The sequence below is a fragment of the Sinorhizobium sp. NFACC03 genome, assembly GCF_900103435.1.
Classification (GTDB): domain Bacteria; phylum Pseudomonadota; class Alphaproteobacteria; order Rhizobiales; family Rhizobiaceae; genus Ensifer.
The window spans coordinates 1-18,698 of the sequence record NZ_FMXF01000045.1 but is presented as its reverse complement, the minus strand read 5'-3'; the positions used below and the strand labels follow the sequence as shown (position 1 = coordinate 18,698).

At 62.7% G+C, this 18,698-nt stretch carries 18 protein-coding genes and 1 tRNA gene; 10 read left to right on the top strand and 9 right to left on the bottom strand.

Annotated elements, in window-relative coordinates:
• Positions 1-4: 4 nt before the first annotated feature.
• The 3 genes from BLU35_RS31975 to BLU35_RS31965 form a co-directional block, all read right to left on the bottom strand.
• Complete coding sequence (locus tag BLU35_RS31975) at positions 5-820, bottom strand: GNAT family N-acetyltransferase (RefSeq protein ID WP_057254789.1); 816 nt, start codon at positions 818-820, stop codon at positions 5-7.
• 58 nt (positions 821-878) lie between these two features.
• Entirely contained in the window at positions 879-2,120 is a 1,242-nt protein-coding gene (gene argJ / locus BLU35_RS31970) for a bifunctional glutamate N-acetyltransferase/amino-acid acetyltransferase ArgJ (RefSeq protein ID WP_058323919.1), read from the bottom strand.
• Between the two features lie 219 nt (positions 2,121-2,339).
• Complete coding sequence (locus BLU35_RS31965) at positions 2,340-3,197, bottom strand: peptidylprolyl isomerase (RefSeq protein WP_058325823.1); 858 nt, start codon at positions 3,195-3,197, stop codon at positions 2,340-2,342.
• Positions 3,198-3,440: 243 nt separating this feature from the next.
• Here BLU35_RS31965 and secA point away from each other — a divergent pair, with 243 nt between their 5' ends.
• Entirely contained in the window at positions 3,441-6,155 is a 2,715-nt protein-coding gene (gene secA, locus BLU35_RS31960) for a preprotein translocase subunit SecA (RefSeq protein ID WP_058323917.1), read from the top strand.
• 114 nt (positions 6,156-6,269) lie between these two features.
• Here the strand turns inward: secA and BLU35_RS31955 are convergent, their stop codons facing one another.
• Entirely contained in the window at positions 6,270-6,503 is a 234-nt protein-coding gene (locus BLU35_RS31955) for a hypothetical protein (RefSeq protein ID WP_057254785.1), read from the bottom strand.
• A gap of 127 nt (positions 6,504-6,630) precedes the next feature.
• Here BLU35_RS31955 and BLU35_RS31950 point away from each other — a divergent pair, with 127 nt between their 5' ends.
• Both BLU35_RS31950 and BLU35_RS31945 read left to right on the top strand, forming a co-directional pair.
• Positions 6,631-8,022: an oligosaccharide flippase family protein gene (locus BLU35_RS31950; protein WP_176907525.1), complete on the top strand. Its 1,392-nt coding sequence runs from the start codon at positions 6,631-6,633 to the stop codon at positions 8,020-8,022.
• Positions 8,019-9,293: a GNAT family N-acetyltransferase gene (locus tag BLU35_RS31945; protein ID WP_093236122.1), complete on the top strand. Its 1,275-nt coding sequence runs from the start codon at positions 8,019-8,021 to the stop codon at positions 9,291-9,293. The genes BLU35_RS31950 and BLU35_RS31945 overlap by 4 nt, the downstream gene beginning before the upstream one ends.
• 36 nt (positions 9,294-9,329) lie before the next feature.
• On the opposite strand, the gene BLU35_RS31940 is transcribed toward BLU35_RS31945, so the two are convergent.
• Both BLU35_RS31940 and BLU35_RS31935 read right to left on the bottom strand, forming a co-directional pair.
• Positions 9,330-10,970: an AMP-binding protein gene (locus tag BLU35_RS31940; protein WP_093236121.1), complete on the bottom strand. Its 1,641-nt coding sequence runs from the start codon at positions 10,968-10,970 to the stop codon at positions 9,330-9,332.
• Positions 10,971-11,116: 146 nt separating this feature from the next.
• Positions 11,117-11,201: transfer RNA gene (locus tag BLU35_RS31935), tRNA-Leu, on the bottom strand.
• A 212-nt stretch (positions 11,202-11,413) separates the two neighbouring features.
• Here BLU35_RS31935 and BLU35_RS31930 point away from each other — a divergent pair.
• Positions 11,414-11,926, top strand: coding sequence for a disulfide bond formation protein B (locus BLU35_RS31930; RefSeq protein ID WP_058325825.1), 513 nt, complete (start codon positions 11,414-11,416; stop codon positions 11,924-11,926).
• 126 nt (positions 11,927-12,052) lie between these two features.
• Here BLU35_RS31930 and BLU35_RS31925 read toward each other — a convergent pair whose 3' ends face one another.
• The gene (locus tag BLU35_RS31925; RefSeq protein ID WP_034797858.1) at positions 12,053-12,610 is read right to left on the bottom strand and encodes an HNH endonuclease; all 558 of its coding nucleotides are present in this window, start codon (positions 12,608-12,610) and stop codon (positions 12,053-12,055) included.
• 107 nt (positions 12,611-12,717) lie between these two features.
• On the bottom strand, positions 12,718-13,365 hold the full coding sequence (locus tag BLU35_RS31920; protein WP_057254780.1) for a DNA-3-methyladenine glycosylase family protein: 648 nt from the start codon (positions 13,363-13,365) through the stop codon (positions 12,718-12,720).
• Positions 13,366-13,419: 54 nt separating this feature from the next.
• Between BLU35_RS31920 and gluQRS the strand changes: the two genes are divergently transcribed.
• Positions 13,420-14,301: a tRNA glutamyl-Q(34) synthetase GluQRS gene (gene gluQRS, locus BLU35_RS31915; protein ID WP_286161697.1), complete on the top strand. Its 882-nt coding sequence runs from the start codon at positions 13,420-13,422 to the stop codon at positions 14,299-14,301.
• Here gluQRS and BLU35_RS31910 read toward each other — a convergent pair.
• The gene (locus BLU35_RS31910) at positions 14,290-15,198 is read right to left on the bottom strand and encodes a YihY/virulence factor BrkB family protein (RefSeq protein ID WP_093236119.1); all 909 of its coding nucleotides are present in this window, start codon (positions 15,196-15,198) and stop codon (positions 14,290-14,292) included. The genes gluQRS and BLU35_RS31910 overlap by 12 nt on opposite strands.
• Before the next feature lie 182 nt (positions 15,199-15,380).
• On the opposite strand from BLU35_RS31910, the gene BLU35_RS31905 reads away from it, so the two are divergent.
• The 5 genes from BLU35_RS31905 to BLU35_RS31885 all read left to right on the top strand — a co-directional run.
• Positions 15,381-16,214, top strand: coding sequence for an SDR family oxidoreductase (locus BLU35_RS31905; protein ID WP_093236118.1), 834 nt, complete (start codon positions 15,381-15,383; stop codon positions 16,212-16,214).
• 23 nt (positions 16,215-16,237) lie between these two features.
• Entirely contained in the window at positions 16,238-16,441 is a 204-nt protein-coding gene (locus BLU35_RS31900) for a twin transmembrane helix small protein (RefSeq protein WP_057254776.1), read from the top strand.
• 70 nt (positions 16,442-16,511) lie between these two features.
• The gene (locus BLU35_RS31895) at positions 16,512-17,090 is read left to right on the top strand and encodes a cob(I)yrinic acid a,c-diamide adenosyltransferase (RefSeq protein ID WP_093236117.1); all 579 of its coding nucleotides are present in this window, start codon (positions 16,512-16,514) and stop codon (positions 17,088-17,090) included.
• 76 nt (positions 17,091-17,166) lie between these two features.
• On the top strand, positions 17,167-17,958 hold the full coding sequence (locus BLU35_RS31890) for a rhomboid family intramembrane serine protease (RefSeq protein ID WP_057254774.1): 792 nt from the start codon (positions 17,167-17,169) through the stop codon (positions 17,956-17,958).
• Positions 17,959-18,249: 291 nt separating this feature from the next.
• Positions 18,250-18,698: electron transfer flavoprotein subunit beta/FixA family protein (locus BLU35_RS31885; protein ID WP_143033033.1), on the top strand; the 449-nt coding region annotated here is incomplete at its 3' end.

Below are 18,698 nucleotides of genomic sequence, written 5' to 3'. Positions count from 1 at the left end.
GGCCTCAAGCCCCCGGCGTTCTGTAGATGTAGCTGTAGACCTCGGAGAAACCGGCACCGCGATAGAGCGCCAGCGCCGCGCTGTTTTCCGCCTCGACCTGCAGCCAGGCCTTTTTTGCTCCCCGCAGCCGCGCCCAGCGCAGGCAGACATCGAGCATCGCCTTGCCGACACCCTTCCCGCGAACCCGCTCGTCCACGGCAAACTGCATGATGCCGGCGAGGTCGTTGTCCTGCACGACGAGTGCCACGGCGGTCGGCCCGGTCTCGGCATCTTCAAACAGGAAGAGGCCGCTTTCCGGCTTGATCGCATTGATGATCTCGGTAAGCGCCGCCTTCCTCTTCGGATCGCCCTTGGCGATGCCGATACAGGCATCGACGAAGCGACCGACGTCCTTGATCGGCAGGTGATCGATGCCGTCGCCGAATTCACGCTCGGCAAGATCGGCCGTCATCACCAGGCTGCGGCTGAATGCCGTCCAGCCTTCGGCATCCATATGGGCAACGAGTTGCGGCGGCGTCAGCGGCGTCTGGCGCACGGTCAGGGGCCGGCCATAGTCCGCAAAGCGCCTGGCCGCCTTTTCAAGGCGCACTGGAATATCGCGATAGTCGGATGGATCGAGCGGGTTGACGGAGTTGAGACGCTTGGAATCATGGCCCGCGTTGAGCCGGATCAGCCAGCTGCCGTCATAGTGCACCGATGCTGCCGGCCAGGCCCGGAAGCCCACGGCCTCGAGACGGCGCACGCTCGGAAGATCCACCATTACCACTTCCCCACCTTCGGCCGCGACGTTGCCCGCCGGCCGAGCATCACTCGATGTCATTTTGCTACCTCTCGCCAATCCGGGATACCAGACTGCTTACGATCGCTCGACCGGAGCCTCAGCTGCGGTAATCGCCGTTGATCTCGACATATTCCTTCGTCAGGTCGCAGGTATAGACCGTGGCGCGACCGGAGCCGAGGCCGATATCGACGCGGATGGTGATGTCCTCGGCCTTCATGACGGCAGTGGCAGCCGCTTCCGAATAGGTCGGATCGCGCTCGCCTTCGACGGCCACCCGCACATCGCCGAACCAGATCGCCAACCGATCGCGTTCCGCCATCTCGCCTGATTTGCCGACGGCCATGACCACGCGGCCCCAATTGGCGTCTTCGCCGGCAACCGCCGTCTTCACCAGCGGCGAATTGGCGATCGAGAGCGCTATGCGCTTGGCGGCTGCGTCGTTTTCAGCACCTTCGACGGTGACTTCGACCATCTTGCGCGCGCCTTCACCATCGCGCACCACCTGGAGCGCCAGATCGCGCAGCAGGTCGTTGAGCGCGACGCGGAAGGCGTCGAGGCGCGCATCGGCCGCGTCGGAGATTGCCGGCTGCCCGTCGGCTGCCGCCGCACCCGTTGCAAAAAGCATCAGCGTGTCGGAGGTCGACGTGTCGCTGTCGACCGTGACCGAATTGAAGGTCGGGCCGACGCCCGCGGAAAGCAGAGCCTGCAGTGCGGCCGGCGCGATGTCTGCATCGGTGACCACGAAGGAGAGCATCGTTGCCATGTCGGGCGCGATCATGCCGGCGCCCTTGGCAATACCGTTGATCGTGACCTTGACGCCACCGATTTCGGCCATGCGGGTCGCAACCTTCGGATAGGTATCCGTCGTCATGATCGCCTTGGCGGCTTCGAACCAGAAATCTTCCTTGCCGGCAACGGCCAGATCGTCGAGCACGCCCGCAAACTTGGTCGCATCCAGCGGTTCGCCGATGACGCCGGTCGAAGCGAGGAACACTTCGCTCTCCGCACAACCGACTGCCTTCGCCGCAGACTTTGCAGTCAATTCCGTGGCTTCGCGTCCCTTCTTGCCGGTGAAGGCATTGGCGTTGCCGGAGTTGACGACGACAGCGCGCGCGATGCCGCCGGCAAGGTTCTGGCGGCAGAAATCAACAGGAGCAGACGGGCACTTGGAGCGGGTGAAAACACCGGCTGCAGCGGCCGGCTTGTCGAACACCATCATCAGCACGTCGGTACGGTTCTTGTACTTGATGCCGGCGGCAGCGGTCGCCATGCGGACACCGCGGACGGAAGGCATTTCGGCGAAGGTTTTCGGAGCAAGCGGAGAAACGGAGCCGGACATGGGAAACCTGCTGTGACGTGTTGGGGCCAAAGCATTTCCAGGAAAAGTGCGTAGCGGTTTTCCGTCAGGAAATGCGTAAGAACAAAGACCTGGAGCGGTTTACAACCGAAGCTGCTCCAGATCTATCTTGCGACAAATGCCCGAACGGTTTTCACCGCCGGGCATCGACAAAAAGCGGTGATGGCAGGTCCCGCGAGCGGCAGGGCCTGCCAATCGAAATTACTTGGCTTCCTGCGCCTTGTTGGCCTCGTCATAGGCCTTCTTCAAAGCGGGATCGGAAATCTCGACGCCTGCGTCCTTTTTGGCGGCAGCAAGCAGCTCAACGTATTTGTCACGCATGACAAGCTGACGAACCTGCGGCTCGACCTGCTCCAGCGGCGGCGGGGCCTGCGGGCGCTTGTCTTCGACCAGGATCACGTGGAAGCCGAACTGGGTCTTGACCGGAGTCTTGGTGTAGGCACCCTTGTCGAGTGCGAAGACAGCTGTATCGAATTCCGGCACCATGCGGCCCTTGGTGAAGTAGCCGAGGTCGCCGCCGTCGTCCTTGTTCGGATCGGTCGACTTCGCCTTGGCGAGATCGACGAAGCTCTTGCCGGCGTCGAGTTCCTTGATGATTTCCTTGGCCTCATCCTCGGTCTTGACCAGGATGTGGCGTGCCTTCACCTCTTCCTGCACCGGGATCGCGGCGATCTCCTTGTCGTAGCGCGCCTTCACCTCTTCCTTGGTGATGGCGTCGACGACATGCTTCTTGAAGTAGGCATTGTGCAGTTCGCGCTCGGTCAGGTAGGCGACGCGCTGCTTGAAGGCCGCATCATCCTGCAGGCCTTCCTTTTCGGCAGTGTTCGAAAGGAGCTTGACGTCGATGATCGCCGAGAGGGCGGCGGCGCGCTTCTGCTCCTCCGGCATCTGCTGCAGCTGCGGGTCGAGACCGCCCAGCGCCAGCGTGAGCTCGGACTGGCGCACTTCCTCGCCGCCAACCTTGGCGATCACCGGATCGGCGTCTTCCGCGCGCGCGCCACCATGAACGGCCATCGCCGCAACCAGTGCCGCGGCGGCCAGGGTTTTCAACTTGGACATGCTCACTAACCTTTCACATTAGCCTTCGGCGCAATTACCTGCGACTTGTAGCGGCTGCACACCACCAGAATGTGGCGGTTCTGTAGCCGTCCGGCAGTGCAAGTGCGTTGACATAATTCGACCCCCCTCTTATCTGTCACGCAACCTCGCGTCCAGAACAGTTTCCGGGCGTTTCACGGCATTGCGCGGTTTTCGCGGCGCGGCCATGAGACCTAAGGCAACAAAAAAGAAAGGACCATTCGTATGGTCAGTCTCGGCGGCCTAGCCCGCAAGTTGTTTGGTTCCGCCAATGAACGTCGCGTGCGCGGCTACAAGGCTCGGGTGGACGCCATCAACGCACTTGAAGCCGAAACGAAGGCTTTGTCGGATGAGGCACTCGCCGCCAAGACCGTGGAATTCCGCCAGCAATTCGCCGACGGCAAGACGCTCGATGACCTGCTGGTACCGGCTTTTGCTGTTGCTCGCGAAGCCGCCCGCCGCGTGCTCGGCCTGCGTCCCTTCGACGTTCAGCTCATCGGCGGCATGATCCTGCACGAGCGCGCGATCGCCGAAATGAAAACCGGTGAAGGCAAAACCCTCGTCGCGACGCTTCCGGTCTATCTGAATGCACTCGCCAGCAAAGGCGTACATGTCGTTACCGTCAACGACTACCTCGCCCAGCGCGACGCCGGCACCATGGGCCGCGTCTACAGCTTCCTCGGCATGACGACGGGCGTCATCGTCCACGGTCTCACCGACGAGCAGCGCCGCGACGCCTACGCCTGCGACATCACCTACGCGACCAACAACGAACTCGGCTTCGACTACCTGCGCGACAACATGAAGTACGAGCGCGGCCAGATGGTCCAGCGCGGCCACTTCTTCGCGATCGTCGACGAAGTGGACTCGATCCTCGTCGACGAAGCGCGCACGCCGCTGATCATCTCCGGCCCGCTCGACGACCGCTCGGATCTCTACAACACGATCAACGAGTTCATTCCGCTGCTTTCGGCCGAGGATTACGAAATCGACGAGAAGCAGCGCTCGGCCAACTTTTCGGAAGACGGCACGGAGAAGCTCGAAAACCTTCTGCGCGAGGCGGGTCTTCTCAAGGGTGAATCGCTCTACGACATCGAAAACGTCGCGATCGTCCACCACGTCAACAACGCGCTCAAGGCCCACAAGCTGTTCCAGCGCGACAAGGACTATATCGTTCGCAACGGCGAGATCGTCATCATCGACGAGTTCACCGGCCGCATGATGCCGGGACGGCGCTATTCCGAAGGCCAGCACCAGGCGCTCGAAGCCAAGGAAAAGGTGCAGATCCAGCCTGAGAACCAGACGCTCGCCTCGATCACCTTCCAGAACTACTTCCGCATGTATTCCAAGCTCGGCGGTATGACCGGTACGGCCTCCACCGAAGCGGAAGAGTTCGGCAACATCTACGGCCTCGAAGTGATCGAAGTGCCGACCAACCTGCCGATCAAGCGTATCGACGAGGACGACGAGGTCTATCGTACGCAAGGCGAAAAGCTGAAGGCGATCATCGACGAGATCAAGTCGGCGCACGAGCGCGGCCAGCCGATGCTGGTCGGAACGACCTCGATCGAAAAGTCCGAACAGCTTGCCGACCTCCTGAAAAAGTCCGGCTTTGCGAACTTCCAGGTGCTGAACGCCCGTTATCACGAGCAGGAAGCCTTCATCGTCGCCCAGGCCGGCGTGCCGGGCGCGGTCACGATCGCCACCAACATGGCCGGCCGCGGTACCGACATCCAGCTCGGCGGCAACATCGACATGCGCATCCAGCAGGAGCTCTCGGAAATCGAGCCCGGCCCGGAGCGCGACCAGCGCATCGAGGCGATCCGCGCCGAAGTGCAGAAGCTGAAAGAGCAGGCACTCGCTGCCGGCGGCCTCTACGTTCTCGCGACCGAACGTCACGAAAGCCGCCGCATCGACAACCAGCTGCGCGGCCGTTCCGGCCGTCAGGGCGACCCGGGCCGCTCCAAGTTCTACCTGTCGCTTCAGGACGACCTGATGCGCATCTTCGGCTCTGACCGCATGGACAGCATGCTGCAGAAGCTGGGTCTCAAGGAAGGCGAAGCGATCGTCCATCCCTGGATCAACAAGGCGCTCGAGCGCGCACAGAAGAAGGTCGAAGCGCGCAACTTTGACATCCGTAAGAACCTCCTGAAATACGACGACGTGCTCAACGACCAGCGCAAGGTGATCTTCGAGCAGCGTATCGAGCTGATGGATGCCGAAAGCGTCACCGAAACCGTGACCGACATGCGCACCGAGGTCATCGAGGACATGGTCGGCAAGCGCATTCCAGCGAAGGCCTATGCCGAGCAGTGGGACGTCGAGGGCCTCAGGGCCGACGTGCAGCAATACCTCAATCTCGATCTGCCGGTCGTCGAATGGGCGGCCGAAGAAGGCATCGACGAGGCCGATATCCTCGAACGCGTCACCACCGCCGCCGAGAAGGAAGCCGCAGATCGCGCGGAACGTTTCGGTCCGGAGATCATGCAGTATGTCGAGCGCTCCGTCGTGCTGCAGACGCTCGACCATCTCTGGCGCGAGCATATCGTCAACCTCGATCACCTGCGCTCGGTCATCGGCTTCCGCGGCTACGCACAGCGTGACCCGCTGCAGGAATACAAGTCCGAGGCTTTCGAACTGTTCCAGGCCCTGCTCGGCAACCTGCGCCAGGCGGTAACCGCACAACTCATGCGCGTCGAACTGGTGCGCGAAGCAGCCGAAGCGCCGCAGCCGGCACCGCCGGTCATGCACGGCCACCATATCGACCCGTTGACGGGCGAAGACGACTTTGGTGGCGACGGTGGAACGCTTCTGGCCACGGCCCCCGTGCAGCGCGATGCGAGCGATCCGTCGAGCTGGGGCAAGGTCTCGCGCAACGAACTCTGCCCCTGCGGCTCCGGCAAGAAGTACAAGCACTGCCACGGCATCTACGAGGCATAAGAGACGCAGGATAAAAGTGCGGGTTTCTCCGCTCCCGGGTTCCTTACAGGAAATGCCGCCTTCGGGCGGCATTTTCGTTTCCGGTAGCGCGCTTCCTGGAGCGCGCGGGATGCTCTAGCGATCGAACGACTTGGCGTAGGTGATCAGGTTTTCGAGCGCGCGAATGCCCGTGTTGTTGATGTGGCGGCGGCCGAGCGTGGTGTCGATGCGGAAGGCGATGTCTTCCGCATTCGCCGCCTTCAGATCAGCGAGCCGTTCAATGCCGGTCTCCTCGAGACAGCCGACCATGCGCCAGCCGATGGATTTCGCCCGCATCATCCGTTCTCGCTCACTGTCGCTTTTCGGCATTGCCTCGTCCCGCCAATACAACCGCGCTGAACCGTTTGTTAACGCTGTTCTGGCAGTACTGAAGCCCTGTATTGCGTAACCTCAGGGTGTTCTCGTGTTCATGGCGGTATGTCAAACGGCCGGACGAATGCTGCCGTCGGCGCTGAGACACCGCCTGTCCGCGCTGATCGGCGCAGTTGCCGCTATTCTGACCGGCACCGACATGAAGAACACGGCCCGCCGGATGGCGCTCGTCGCCTTCACGGTTCGCATTTTCAGCGCCGCCATCGCCTTTCTGTCGCAGATCATCCTGGCCCGGATGATGGGCGAGTTCGAATACGGCATCTTCGTCTTCGTCTGGGTGCTGGTGATCCTCTTCGGCAGTCTCTCCTGCGTCGGCTTCCATTCCGTCGTGATCCGTTTCCTGCCGGAGTATCAGGCGACTGCGGCGCTCGACGAGATCCGTGGCGTAACGACGACGGTGCGCGTTTTCGCGCTTGCCTCCGCCACCGCGGTCGCCGTCGTCGGCCTGCTCGGCCTCTGGCTCTTTTCCGCGCACATCGAGGCCTATTACCTCGTGCCGCTCTATCTCGGCCTCTTCACCCTGCCGATGATCGCGCTTGGCGACGTCATGGACGGAACCTCGCGAGCCCATGGCTGGGCGCTCTCCGCCCTGAGCCCCACTTTCATCATCCGCCCCTTGCTGGTGCTCGCTTTCATGGTGCTGGCGGTCACGGCAGGCGCGCCCCATACGGCGCAAACCGCCATGGTCGCGGCCATGGCGGCCGCCTATGTCACAACCGTCTCGCAGTTCCTCGTGCTGACCTATCGTCTCCGCTCGCGCTACGTGGAAGGGCCGCGGCGGATCGAGCTTGGCCGCTGGCTCCGGGTCTCGATCCCCATCTTCCTGGTCGATGGCTTCGGCTTCCTGCTGACCAATTCCGACGTCGTGATCGTCGGCCTCTATCTCGATCCCGAGGACGTCGCAATCTATTTCGCAGCCGCCAAGACCATCGCGCTGGTGCACTTCGTAATGTTCGCCGTCAAGGCGGCAGCGGGCCCACGCGTTTCGAACGCCATGGCCCGTGACCGCAGGCAGCTCGCGGGCATCGCGATCGAAAGCGCGCGTTGGGCCTTCTGGCCGTCGCTCTTGGTTGGCGCGCTGGTGCTGCTGGCGGGCCCCTTCCTGCTTTCGCTCTTCGGGCCGGCCTTCGTCACCGGTATGCCCTTGATGATGATCCTCTTTGGCGGCATTCTCGCCAAGGCCTTCGTCGGTCCGGCGGAAACGCTTCTGACGATGGCGGGCCAGCAGACGCTCTGCGTGATCCTCTACGCCGGCGCGCTGGTGGCCAACATCGCACTCAACCTGAGCCTCATCCCCCTCCTCGGACTGACCGGCGCTGCTCTTGCAACCGCAGGTGCAATGTTCGTCGAGGCGATGTTGCTGCATATCGCCGTCCGGCGTACCTTCGGCTTCGCGCTCTTCGCCTTCGCGAGCGTGCGGGCCGGCAATGATAACAACGGGGCTGTCCATCCATGATCGGCAATACCAATCTTCCGAGCGATGCAAACAGTCGGGCCGCCCGGGTCCTTGGCGGGCTGGCACAGCCTGGCGATGCGGGCCCGACCGCGGAGCATTTGATCGAGGTCGGCCGCCCTGGACGCCATCTCGCCATCTACCCGGCGAAGGCCGGCTACGAGTTGCAGCGTGAGCTCGACTACCTGTCGAACAGGGCACTGGAGCCGAACGTCTTCTTCACCGGCCGCTTCCTTGCACCGGCGATGCCCCGCCTCGAAGAACGGGTGATCCGGCTCGCCATCATGCGCGACAACGACGAGCGTCGCAGCCGCTTGCGGTTCCTGATGCCGTTCTCGATCGAAAAGCCCGGCTTCTCAATCGGTGCGCCGATCATCCGCGCCTGGTCGAACCCCTTCGGTCCGCTCGGCGTCCCGCTGCTTGACGCTGAAGACGCGGCAGAAACCATCGACAACCTGTTCGAAGCCTTTACCGCGCCCTCGACCGGCCTGCCCTCAGTGCTCGTCCTTCCCGACATGCGCCTCAACGGCAAGGTGGCCCGCCTCACCCGCGCCGTCGCCATCGGCCGCAACCTGCCACTGACGGTGACCGACACCTTCAGCCGCCCCATGCTCGAAAGCCTGCTCGACGGTCCGACCTATCTGCGCAACGCCATCAGCCCAGCGCATTTCCGCGAGCTGCGGCGGCAGTGGAACAACCTCGCAAAAGAAGGCGCGCTCACCTATTCGGTCGCCCGCCAACCCGCCGAAGTCCGCTTGCGCATGGAGGAATTCCTGGCGCTCGAAGCATCGGGATGGAAGGGAAAGGGCCGCAGCGCCATGGTGCTCGATCGCTTCCGTGCGGCCTTTGCCCGCGAGGCGATCACCAATCTTGCCGACGGCGACAGTGTGCGCATCCACACGCTCGACCTCGACGGAAGGGCGATCGCATCCATGGTGGTGTTCCTGATGTCGGGCGAGGCCTACACCTGGAAGACCGCGTACGACGAGCGCTATGCCAAGTTCTCCCCGGGCAAGCTGCTGCTGGCGGAACTGACGGAATGGCACCTCGACGATGCCAACATCGCCCGCTCCGATTCCTGCGCCGTGCCGGATCACCCGGTCATGAGCCGGTTCTGGCAGGAGCGCGAGGAAATGGGCACGCTGGTGATCGGCCTGCAGCAAACCCGCGACCGCGAAGTGCGCCAGGTCGCAGCCCAGCTCCACCTCTACCGCAACACCCGCAACATGGCGCGGATCCTGCGTGACAAGATCAAGGCGCTGGCCGGGCGCTAGAGAGGTCCGCTTGGGCACCGCGGGACGTTCGCGACATCACTTGCCGCGCGCCTCCGCTATTGCCTGTTCGCGCAGGAACCGTCTGATAACCTTGCCCGAAGTCGTCAGCGGCAGGCTATCGACGAAGGCGATCTCGCGCGGATATTCGTGCATCGACAGCCGCGTCTTCACCCACTCGCGAACGGACGTGGCGACACGCTCGTCACCAACCACGCCGGGCCGCAGGACGACATAGGCCTTGACGATCTCGGTGCGGACGGGATCCGGCTTGCCGACGGCAGCGGCGAGTTGCACATCCGGATGACCGGCAAGGCAATCCTCGATCTCGCCGGGGCCGATGCGGTAACCCGACGAGGTGATGACGTCATCGTCCCGGCCGAAGAAGGTGAAATAGCCCTCCTCGTCCATCACGCCCTGGTCGCCCGTCGTCATCCAGTCACCGATGAACTTCTTCTCCGTCGCCGCCTCGTTGCCCCAATAGCCGAGGAACATCACCGGATCCGGGCGCTTGACCGCCACCTGGCCGACGCTTCCGGCCGGCAGTTCATGACCTTCGGCGTCGATGATCGCCACCCGGTGGCCCGGTGCCGCCTTGCCCATCGATCCAGGCTTGACGACGCCGAGATCGGCGGCCGAGGAGATGACGATGTTGCACTCGGTCTGGCCGTAGAACTCACTCACTTCGAGGCCGAGCGCCGCCTTTGCCCATTCATAGGTCTCGCGACCGAGAGATTCCCCGGCAGAACCGATGGTCCGGAGGTTGAGGCGATAGCGCTCGCGCGGCTTCTCAACCGCCTTCATCAGCCGGAGCGCCGTTGGCGGAATGAAGGCGTTGCGAACGTCCATCTCCTCCAGGATGCGAAAGGCGGTATGCGGATCGAACTTCTGCGCCGGCGATGATACGACAGGCACACCGTTAAGCAGCGACGGCAAGAGCGCGTTGAGCAGCCCTCCCGCCCAGGCCCAGTCCGCCGGCGTCCACATGCGGTCGCCGGATTGCGGCAGGAAATGATGATGAAACTCGAAGCCCGGCAGATGGCCGAGCAGCACCCGGTGCCCGTGCAGCGCCCCCTTCGGCGGCCCCGTGGTGCCCGAGGTGTAGATCATCAGCGCCGGATCGTCCGGGCCCGTATCCACCGGCACAAAGCCTTCGGGGTCGCCGGATGCGAGTGATGAAAAGGCGATCGTCCCCGGCTGCGGCTGATCTTCCGCCAGCACGACGAGGCGCAGTTCCGGCAGCCGGTCCCGAATCGCGGCGATGCGCTCGAAGCCGAAACCGTTGGTAACAACCGCCGCGACGCCGGCGTCACGCAGCCGGTACTCGAGCGCTTCGACGCCGAAGAGCAATGCAAGCGGCAAGGCGATCGCGCCGTGCTTGTAGATCGCCGCATGGGCAATCGCCGTTTCGAAGCCCTGCGGCAGGAGAATTGCGACACGTTCGCCCGGCGCAATGCCCTCGCCCACGAGCCCTTGCGCGAAGGCAGAGGATTGTCGGGCAAATTCGCCATAGGTCAGCGCCCGATGCGCGCCATCGGAATCGAAGTGCTGGAGACAGACGCGCTCCGGCTCACGCGCCGCCCAGGCGTCGCTGACGGCAACGCCAATATTGAACCTCTCCGGGATCTGCCATTGGAAGGCGCGGTAGAGTTCGTCGTAAGTCTCGATTCTCGGTAACATGACACTGCCATGACAGATTTCTGCTGCAGCGCACCTAACACCTTCGCAAGCGACAGTTCAATGACCGGCGCGGCAAGCACTGGCCAAGGCGCGTCCAAGCCGGAAACATCGGTCGGGGATGATGTCTGTGAATTCGGGTGGTGTGGTGGTGCCCCATGCCGGGGTCGAACCAGCACTCCTTTCGGAACTCGATTTTGAGTCGAGCGCGTCTACCAATTCCGCCAATGGGGCTCAGGGAAGTGCGATATCAGCGGCTCGGATTTACACGAAGGTTTTCACTGCGGTCAACCATCATTTTCAGCATGCCCCGATGACAATCACGAAAGCGTGCGGACCTGTCGCGGCTACCGCGATTTACAGGGCGCGCGATCCTGCCTAAGAAGGCGCCATCCAGTTTGCACTGCGGCATGTGTCGGTTCCGAGCTGCCGCCCGCGAGGTATAGATGATCGACGCCGCCACCCAATCCCGCCAGCACCTGCTGATCGCCATTGTCGTGACACTTGGCATGGCGGCAACTGTCGGCGGGGCGCTCGGCTTCGAGCATATCGGTGGCTACATCCCCTGCGCGCTCTGCCTTTTGCAGCGCGATCCCTACTACTGGGGCATTCCGGTCGGCATTCTCGCCATCATCACCAGTGCGCTGAAGCTGCCGGTGTGGCTGACCCGCACGCTGCTCGCCATCGTCGGAATTCTGATGCTCGTCGGCGCCGGCATGGGCGTCTATCACTCGGGCGCCGAATGGCACTTCTGGGAAGGCCCCTCCACCTGCGCGACGACGGCACAGGGCGTGTCGTCGAATGTCGGCGATCTGCTCGGCGATCTCGATTCGAAGCACGCTCCGTCCTGCACGGAGGCCGCATTGCGGGTGCTCGGCCTTTCCTTCGCCGGGTGGAACGTGATCGCCAGCCTCATCCTCGCAGCGATCGCCCTGCGCGGCGCTGCAAAGGCGCGCTGATCTCCCTGGGCGGACTCAGGAATGCGGACACTTTCGCGCCGTAACCACCCGACACGGGTTGGCGAAGGCACGCACCTGTCCTGATCCCGCTCTGGGGCTTGATCCGGCAAGAAGGCACGAACAGCGTCAGGGCTGCAGTTCGACGTCCCAGTAGAGATAGTCCATCCAGCTTTCATGCAGATGGTTCGGCGGAAAGAGCCGGCCGTTGTTGTGCAGGTCCTGTACCGTCGGCTGGAAGGGCCTCTGGTGCGGGAACATGCCGGCCTGCTTCGGCAGCTTGCTGCCCTTGCGCAGATTGCAGGGGGAGCAGGCTGCGACGACGTTGTCCCAGGTCGTCTGGCCGCCGTGAGCGCGGGGCACCACGTGATCGAAGGTGAGATCGTCGGGCGAACCGCAATACTGGCATTCGAATTTATCGCGCAGGAACACGTTGAACCGGGTGAAGGCCGGGTGGCGCGAGGGCTGCACGTAGCTCTTGAGGCAAACGACGCTCGGCAGTCGCATCGAGAAACTCGGAGACGACACCGAATGTTCGTACTCGGCAAGGATGTTTACACGGTCAAGGAAGACGGCCTTGATCGCGTCCTGCCAGGACCAAAGCGACAAGGGGTAGTAACTAAGCGGCCGATAGTCAGCGTTCAAGACGAGCGCTGGTAAGGCCTGAGGTGAGACTGCAATCGTCAAGCGTATTCTCCTGATCGATTCGGCATCTGCACCTTCTATATTAGGCCCGTTGCAACAGGATTGTGAAGCCGGAAACAAAAATGCATGCGCTGGATTCGCTTTTTCCTTCAAGGTGTCACAGGAACAGCATCTCGGCGCATTTCCTGTGCATAATAGGCCCAGAAGAGCCGCGCAGCGACACTGCGCCAGGGCGACCAGGAGGCGGCAAGCGAATCAATTTCGCGTGCGGTCGGGCGCAATTCGAGGCCCAGCCCGTGGCCGATCGCGTTCTGCAAGGCGACGTCGCCAGAGGGGAAGACATCCGGGTGGCCGGCGCAAAACAGCAGATAGACCTCCGCCGTCCAGCGTCCCACGCCCTTGACCGCCGTCAGGTCCCGGATCGCCTCGGTCGCTTCGGCGTCGCAGATCGCATCGAGATCGATCTCGCCGCCCACCACCACATCGGCGACGCGACGCAACGCATCCGCCTTGGCGCGGGAGAGGCCGATGACGCGGCAGTCCTCATCGCTGAGCGAAATCACCCCTGATGCCGTCACCTCGCCGAGCCTCTCTTCCATCCGCCGCCAGATCGCCGCAGCGCTTGCCTTCGAGACCATCTGCGAGACGATGATGCTGGCGAGGCCTCGGTAACCGGGATTGGTTCGGCGGAGCGGCACGGGCCCGGCCCTGGCGACCACGTACTCCAGACGCGCATCGAGCATCACCAGACCGGAAAGCCCGGCTTCGATATCCTCATGTGTCCGGATGATCCGCATGACGCCTCCACAAAGCGGATGATTTTTATACGCCTTCCATGGCAAAGGGAAAGGATGCCAGACACGCCACCCGTTTTCCGCTTTGCCCCCAGCCCGAACGGCCTGCTTCACCTCGGCCATGCGCTTTCCGCGGTGCTGAACCACGACATGGCGAAGGCCGCGAACGGCCGTTTCCTGCTGCGCATCGAGGATATCGACCAGACCCGTTGCCGCCCGGAATTCGAGGCAGCGATCTCCAGGGATCTCGCCTGGCTCGGCTTGGACTGGGAGCGCCCCGTGCGCCGCCAGTCGGACCATTTCGGCGCCTATGCGTCGGCGCTTGAACGGTTGAATGAACTCGGCGTGGTCTACCCCTCGATCATGACCCGCGGCGAGATCAAGGCCGCCGTCGCAGAAGCCGAAGCCGGCGGCCGGACCTGGCCGCGCGATCCGGATGGCAGTCCGCTCTATCCCGGACGCGAGCGCACCTATTCGACCGGTGAGCGAACGGCCATGCTTGAGAGTGGCAGAGCCTATGCCTTGCGGCTCGACATGCAGAAAGCGATCAGCCTCTTCGGCAACGCCCGCCTCACCTGGAGCGAGAGCGGTGCCGGGCCGGCGGGCGAAGCCGGCATCATTGCTGCCAACCCAGGTGCTTGGGGCGACGTCATCCTGTCGCGCTCCGATGCACCGTCGAGCTACCATCTGTCCGTCGTCATTGATGATGCGCTGCAGGCCATCACCCATGTGGTGCGCGGCCGCGATCTCTATCACGCAACCTCCGTGCACCGGCTGCTGCAGTGGCTTCTCGACCTGCCGGAGCCGCTCTATCATCACCACCGGCTGATCCTTGGGCCGGATGGCCGCAAGCTCTCCAAGAGCAATCAGGATACCGGCATTGCGGCATTCCGCGCCGCCGGCCGCACCCCGGAAGAGGTCCGGGCCCTAGTCGTTTAGGTCCTCGTCTTCGCGGCCCGCATCGGTGCCGTTGCGGAACTGAAAGCTGCGCCGCACCATGCGTTTGACTCGATATTTCAGGATCGCCGCGTTGATCTCTGCGCCGATGATGAAGATCGCCGCGATCATGTAGAGGAACACGAGCACGATCATGATCGAAGCCAGGCCCGCATAGGTCGAGACATAGGTGGCGAAGGTCGCGAGATAGGAGGCGAAGGCATAGGCGCCGATCGTCCAGCAGACGAGCGTCAGCACGATGCCGGGGAGCACGTCGACCACCTTGCGGTGACCGTCCGGCAGCCAGAGATGCGACACGAGCAGCCCACCGGTCAACATGATCAGGGCGAGCGGCAGACTCCAGTTGTCGACTGTCGCCAGCACCCCGCCGAGCCACGGCCACCATTCGCCGGTGTAACGCACCGCCAGCGGCACCGCGACCAGCAGGATGCTGAGCGCCGCAAGGATCAGCACGCCGGCGAGCACGAAGCCGAGGCTCGCTAACCGGGTCATGTACCAGTAACGGCTCTCGCTGACGCGATAGGCGCGGTTCAGCGAGACGCGCAGCGCCTCTACGCCGTTGGAGGCAAAATAGGCCGCGGCAAGAACGGAAATGGTCAAAAGCCCGCCGCGCGGGATCGTCAGCACACGCACGATCTCGTCGGCGACAGGCTTGGCGATCGATTCGGGCCAGGCGTCGAAGATCAGGTGTACGGCCGTTTCGGCAAATTGATCAGCGCCGAGAAAGCTGCCGAGTGCCGTACCGAAGATCAGAAAGGGAAAGACGGCAAGCAGCGACGACAGAGCCACATGGCTCGCCATCGCCCAACCGTCATCGAGGCTGAAATGCCAGAGCGCATCGAATACGACTTTCCAGGTGATGCGTATGAATGCTGGCATTCCATTCCAATCCTACAGGGCTCCACGACCGCGTACTCCCGCGCTGTCGTCCCGGTGCCGTTTCCTTGGCTTCACACGATCCCAACGGCGACAACGCTGGCGGGTTCCGGCTTGCGCAATTCAATTGTATCCCGCCGATGAATATGGGAAACGGAGGCAGGATTTCTACAGGAATCGATCGGATGACTGATCGCCCCACAATCATTGTCACCGGATGTTCGTCCGGGATCGGCGCCTATTGTGCGCGCGCGCTCCATGCCGACGGCTGGCGCGTCTTTGCCACCGTGCGCCGGGAAGAAGACCGCCAGTCCCTTGAAGCTGAGGGCATCGAGACCTTCCTGATGGACTATACCAAGCCGGAGACCATCGCCGCTTTGGCAGACACGGTGCTGGCGCTTTCCGGCGGACGCATCGACGCGCTTTTCAACAACGGCGCCTATGGCCAGGCAGGTGCCGTCGAGGACCTTCCGACCGAAGCGCTTAGGCTTCAGCTCGAGACCAACGTCATCGGCTGGCATGACCTGACGCGGCGGGTGATTCCGTCGATGCGGGCGCGTGGCAGCGGCCGCATCGTGCAGTGCTCCTCCATCCTCGGCATCGTTCCCTATCGCTGGCGCGGCGCCTACAACGCCTCCAAGTTTGCGATCGAGGGCCTGTCGCTCACGCTCAAGATGGAGCTTGCCGGCAGCGGCATCGAGGTGAGCCTCATTGAGCCCGGACCGATCACGTCCAAGTTCACGACCAATGCCGTTGCCTATATCGAGCGTTTCATCGATCTCAAGAATTCGGTGCACCGTGTCGAATATGAACGGCAGATGCGACGTTTGAGAGGCGAAGGCAAACCCGCGCCCGGCAAGCTCGGCCCGGATGCGGTTTATGCGGTTTTGAAGCACGCGCTGACAGCAAAGAAACCAAAACCGCACTATATTGTAACAAGGCCCGCCAGGCAGGGCGCGCTTCTGAAAAAGCTCCTGCCGGCAGCGTTGTTTTATCGCATCATCGGCCGACTTGGCTGAGTAAAAATGCAAGGAAGAATACGATGTCTAGTTTCTTCACCGGCCTGACCCTGTTCGTCATGGGCTTGGTCGCCATAGTTTTGCTCCGCGGCCTCTTGAACATGATGAGGGGCGGCAGCGCCAGCAAATCCAACAAGCTGATGCAGGCCCGCGTGCTGCTGCAAGCGATCGCGATCGTCCTGATCATGGTAACGCTGTGGGTCACCGGCGGCGGCCGCCCGACCTAGATGACGCAATTCCGGACGGAAAGCCGTTCCACACCTTTCCTGGAATTGCTCTGGAGGACCGTGACGACAGATGGTGAAGCTCAACAAGATCTACACCCGGACGGGTGACAACGGCACCACCGGGCTTGTTGCAGGTCCGCGCCGCCTCAAGAGCGACCTTCGGGTCGATGCCTATGGCGCGGTGGATGAAACCAACGCCTTCGTCGGCATGGCGCGGCAGCACACGGCCGACATCCCGGCGCTCGATGACGCGCTGATGCGGATCCAGAACGATCTCTTCGATCTTGGCGCCGATCTCGCGACGCCCGACACCGGCGAACCGCCGCAATACGAACCGCTCCGGATCGTCACAGCGCAGGTAACCTGGCTGGAGACCGAAATCGACCGGCTGAATGCCGAGCTCGAACCCTTGCGCTCCTTCGTGCTTCCAGCCGGCAGTCCTGCCTCAGCGATGTTGCATGTCGCCCGCACCGTCGCGCGGCGGGCCGAGCGGCAGATGGTAGCGCTCGCCAATGTCGAAGGAGAGATCGTCAGCAAAGAGGCGATCGCCTATATCAACCGGCTCTCCGATTTCCTGTTTGTCGCGGCGCGTTCGGCAAATGACAAAGGTCAAGCCGACGTCCTTTGGATTCCCGGAAAAAACAGATAACGTCCGCTTCCGCATCGTTCCCAAGCCGGATTCGGATTGAGGAACCGTGGCATGGAACGACGCTTCGGGAGAGAGCATGTTCATACCGCTTCACGATACGAACACCCTGAAGCACATCAAGGTCCAGTACGTCACGATCAGCCTGATCGTCGTCAACATCGTCGTCTGGCTGATCACCGGGCCGATCGCCTCGGAAGAGTTCGCCAATGCCGCAATCCTCGGCTTCGGCTATATCCCGGCGCTCATCTTCGACTATGCCCAACTCGATCCGTCACTGATCATCGTTCCCGACGGCTTCACCTTCATCACCTATTCCTTCCTGCATGGCGACTTCATGCATCTGGCGATGAACATGCTGTTCCTCTGGGTGTTCGGCGACAATGTCGAAGACGCGCTCGGGCACTTCCGCTACCTCGCCTTCTATCTGCTCTGCGCCGCCGCGGGGGCGCTTGCACATGGGCTTCTCGATCCGGCCTCAGAGGCACCGCTGATCGGCGCATCCGGCGCGATCTCCGGCGTCGTTGCCGCCTACTTCCTGCTGCATCCGAAGGTGCGCGTCTGGGTTCTGGTGTTCTTCCGCATCCCGCTGCCGCTTCCCGCGGCCATTCCGCTGGCCCTCTGGATTGGCCAGCAATTCTTCATGCTGGTCGTCGATCCTGGCAGCGGCGTTTCCTGGAGCGCCCATGTCGGCGGCATCGTCGCCGGCCTCATCCTGGTGGTCATTTTGCGACGCCGCGACGTACCGCTTTTCGACCGCACCATCGTCACGCCGCGCGCCGTCCGCCACAAGGCGGAACCGGTCACGGCCGGGCAGCAGCCGGCTCCGGATGCGACAAAACCGCCGATGCCCTGGGGGCGCCAGACCTGAGCGGAGCCTGGCCTTTTCCGCCCAATGAACGCGGATCTGGCGGTTTTTCAAGGACTTGCCTGCCCCCGGCCCCGCATTGACGACCTGTAGAAGACTGGCCTCGGAACCCGCTTGCCATCTGCTTATCTTACGTGTACGTAAACGTCATTCCAATTCTCGGGATTATATCGATTTAGCGCCATGCACAGCGATTGTAATTGGAGAAAAAACGCGTATCGATGTCGCCAACCGACAATCAGGCGGCTCCGTTAAGGCGCATTTTCCTGCGAAAGCTCTTGGAGGGAAGAATCCATGAAAATACTTGTGACGGTGAAGCGGGTCGTTGACTACAACGTCAAGATCCGCGTGAAGGCAGACGGTTCGGGCGTCGAGCTCGCCAACGTGAAGATGTCGATGAACCCCTTCGACGAAATCTCGGTCGAAGAAGCGCTGCGGCTGAAGGAAGCCGGCAAGGCGGAGGAAGTCGTCGTCGTTTCCGTTGGTCCGGCCAAGGCCGAAGAGACGCTGCGCACGGCCCTTGCCATGGGCGCTGACCGCGCCATCCTGGTTGAGACCGAAGACCAGGTCGAGCCGCTCACTGTGGCCAAGATCGTCAAGGGCGTCGCCGAAGCCGAACAGCCGGGCCTGATCATCGTCGGCAAGCAGGCGATCGACGACGATTCGAACCAGACCGGCCAGATGCTGTCGGCTCTGCTCGGCTGGGCCCAGGGCACCTTTGCCTCCAAGGTCGAGATCGGCGA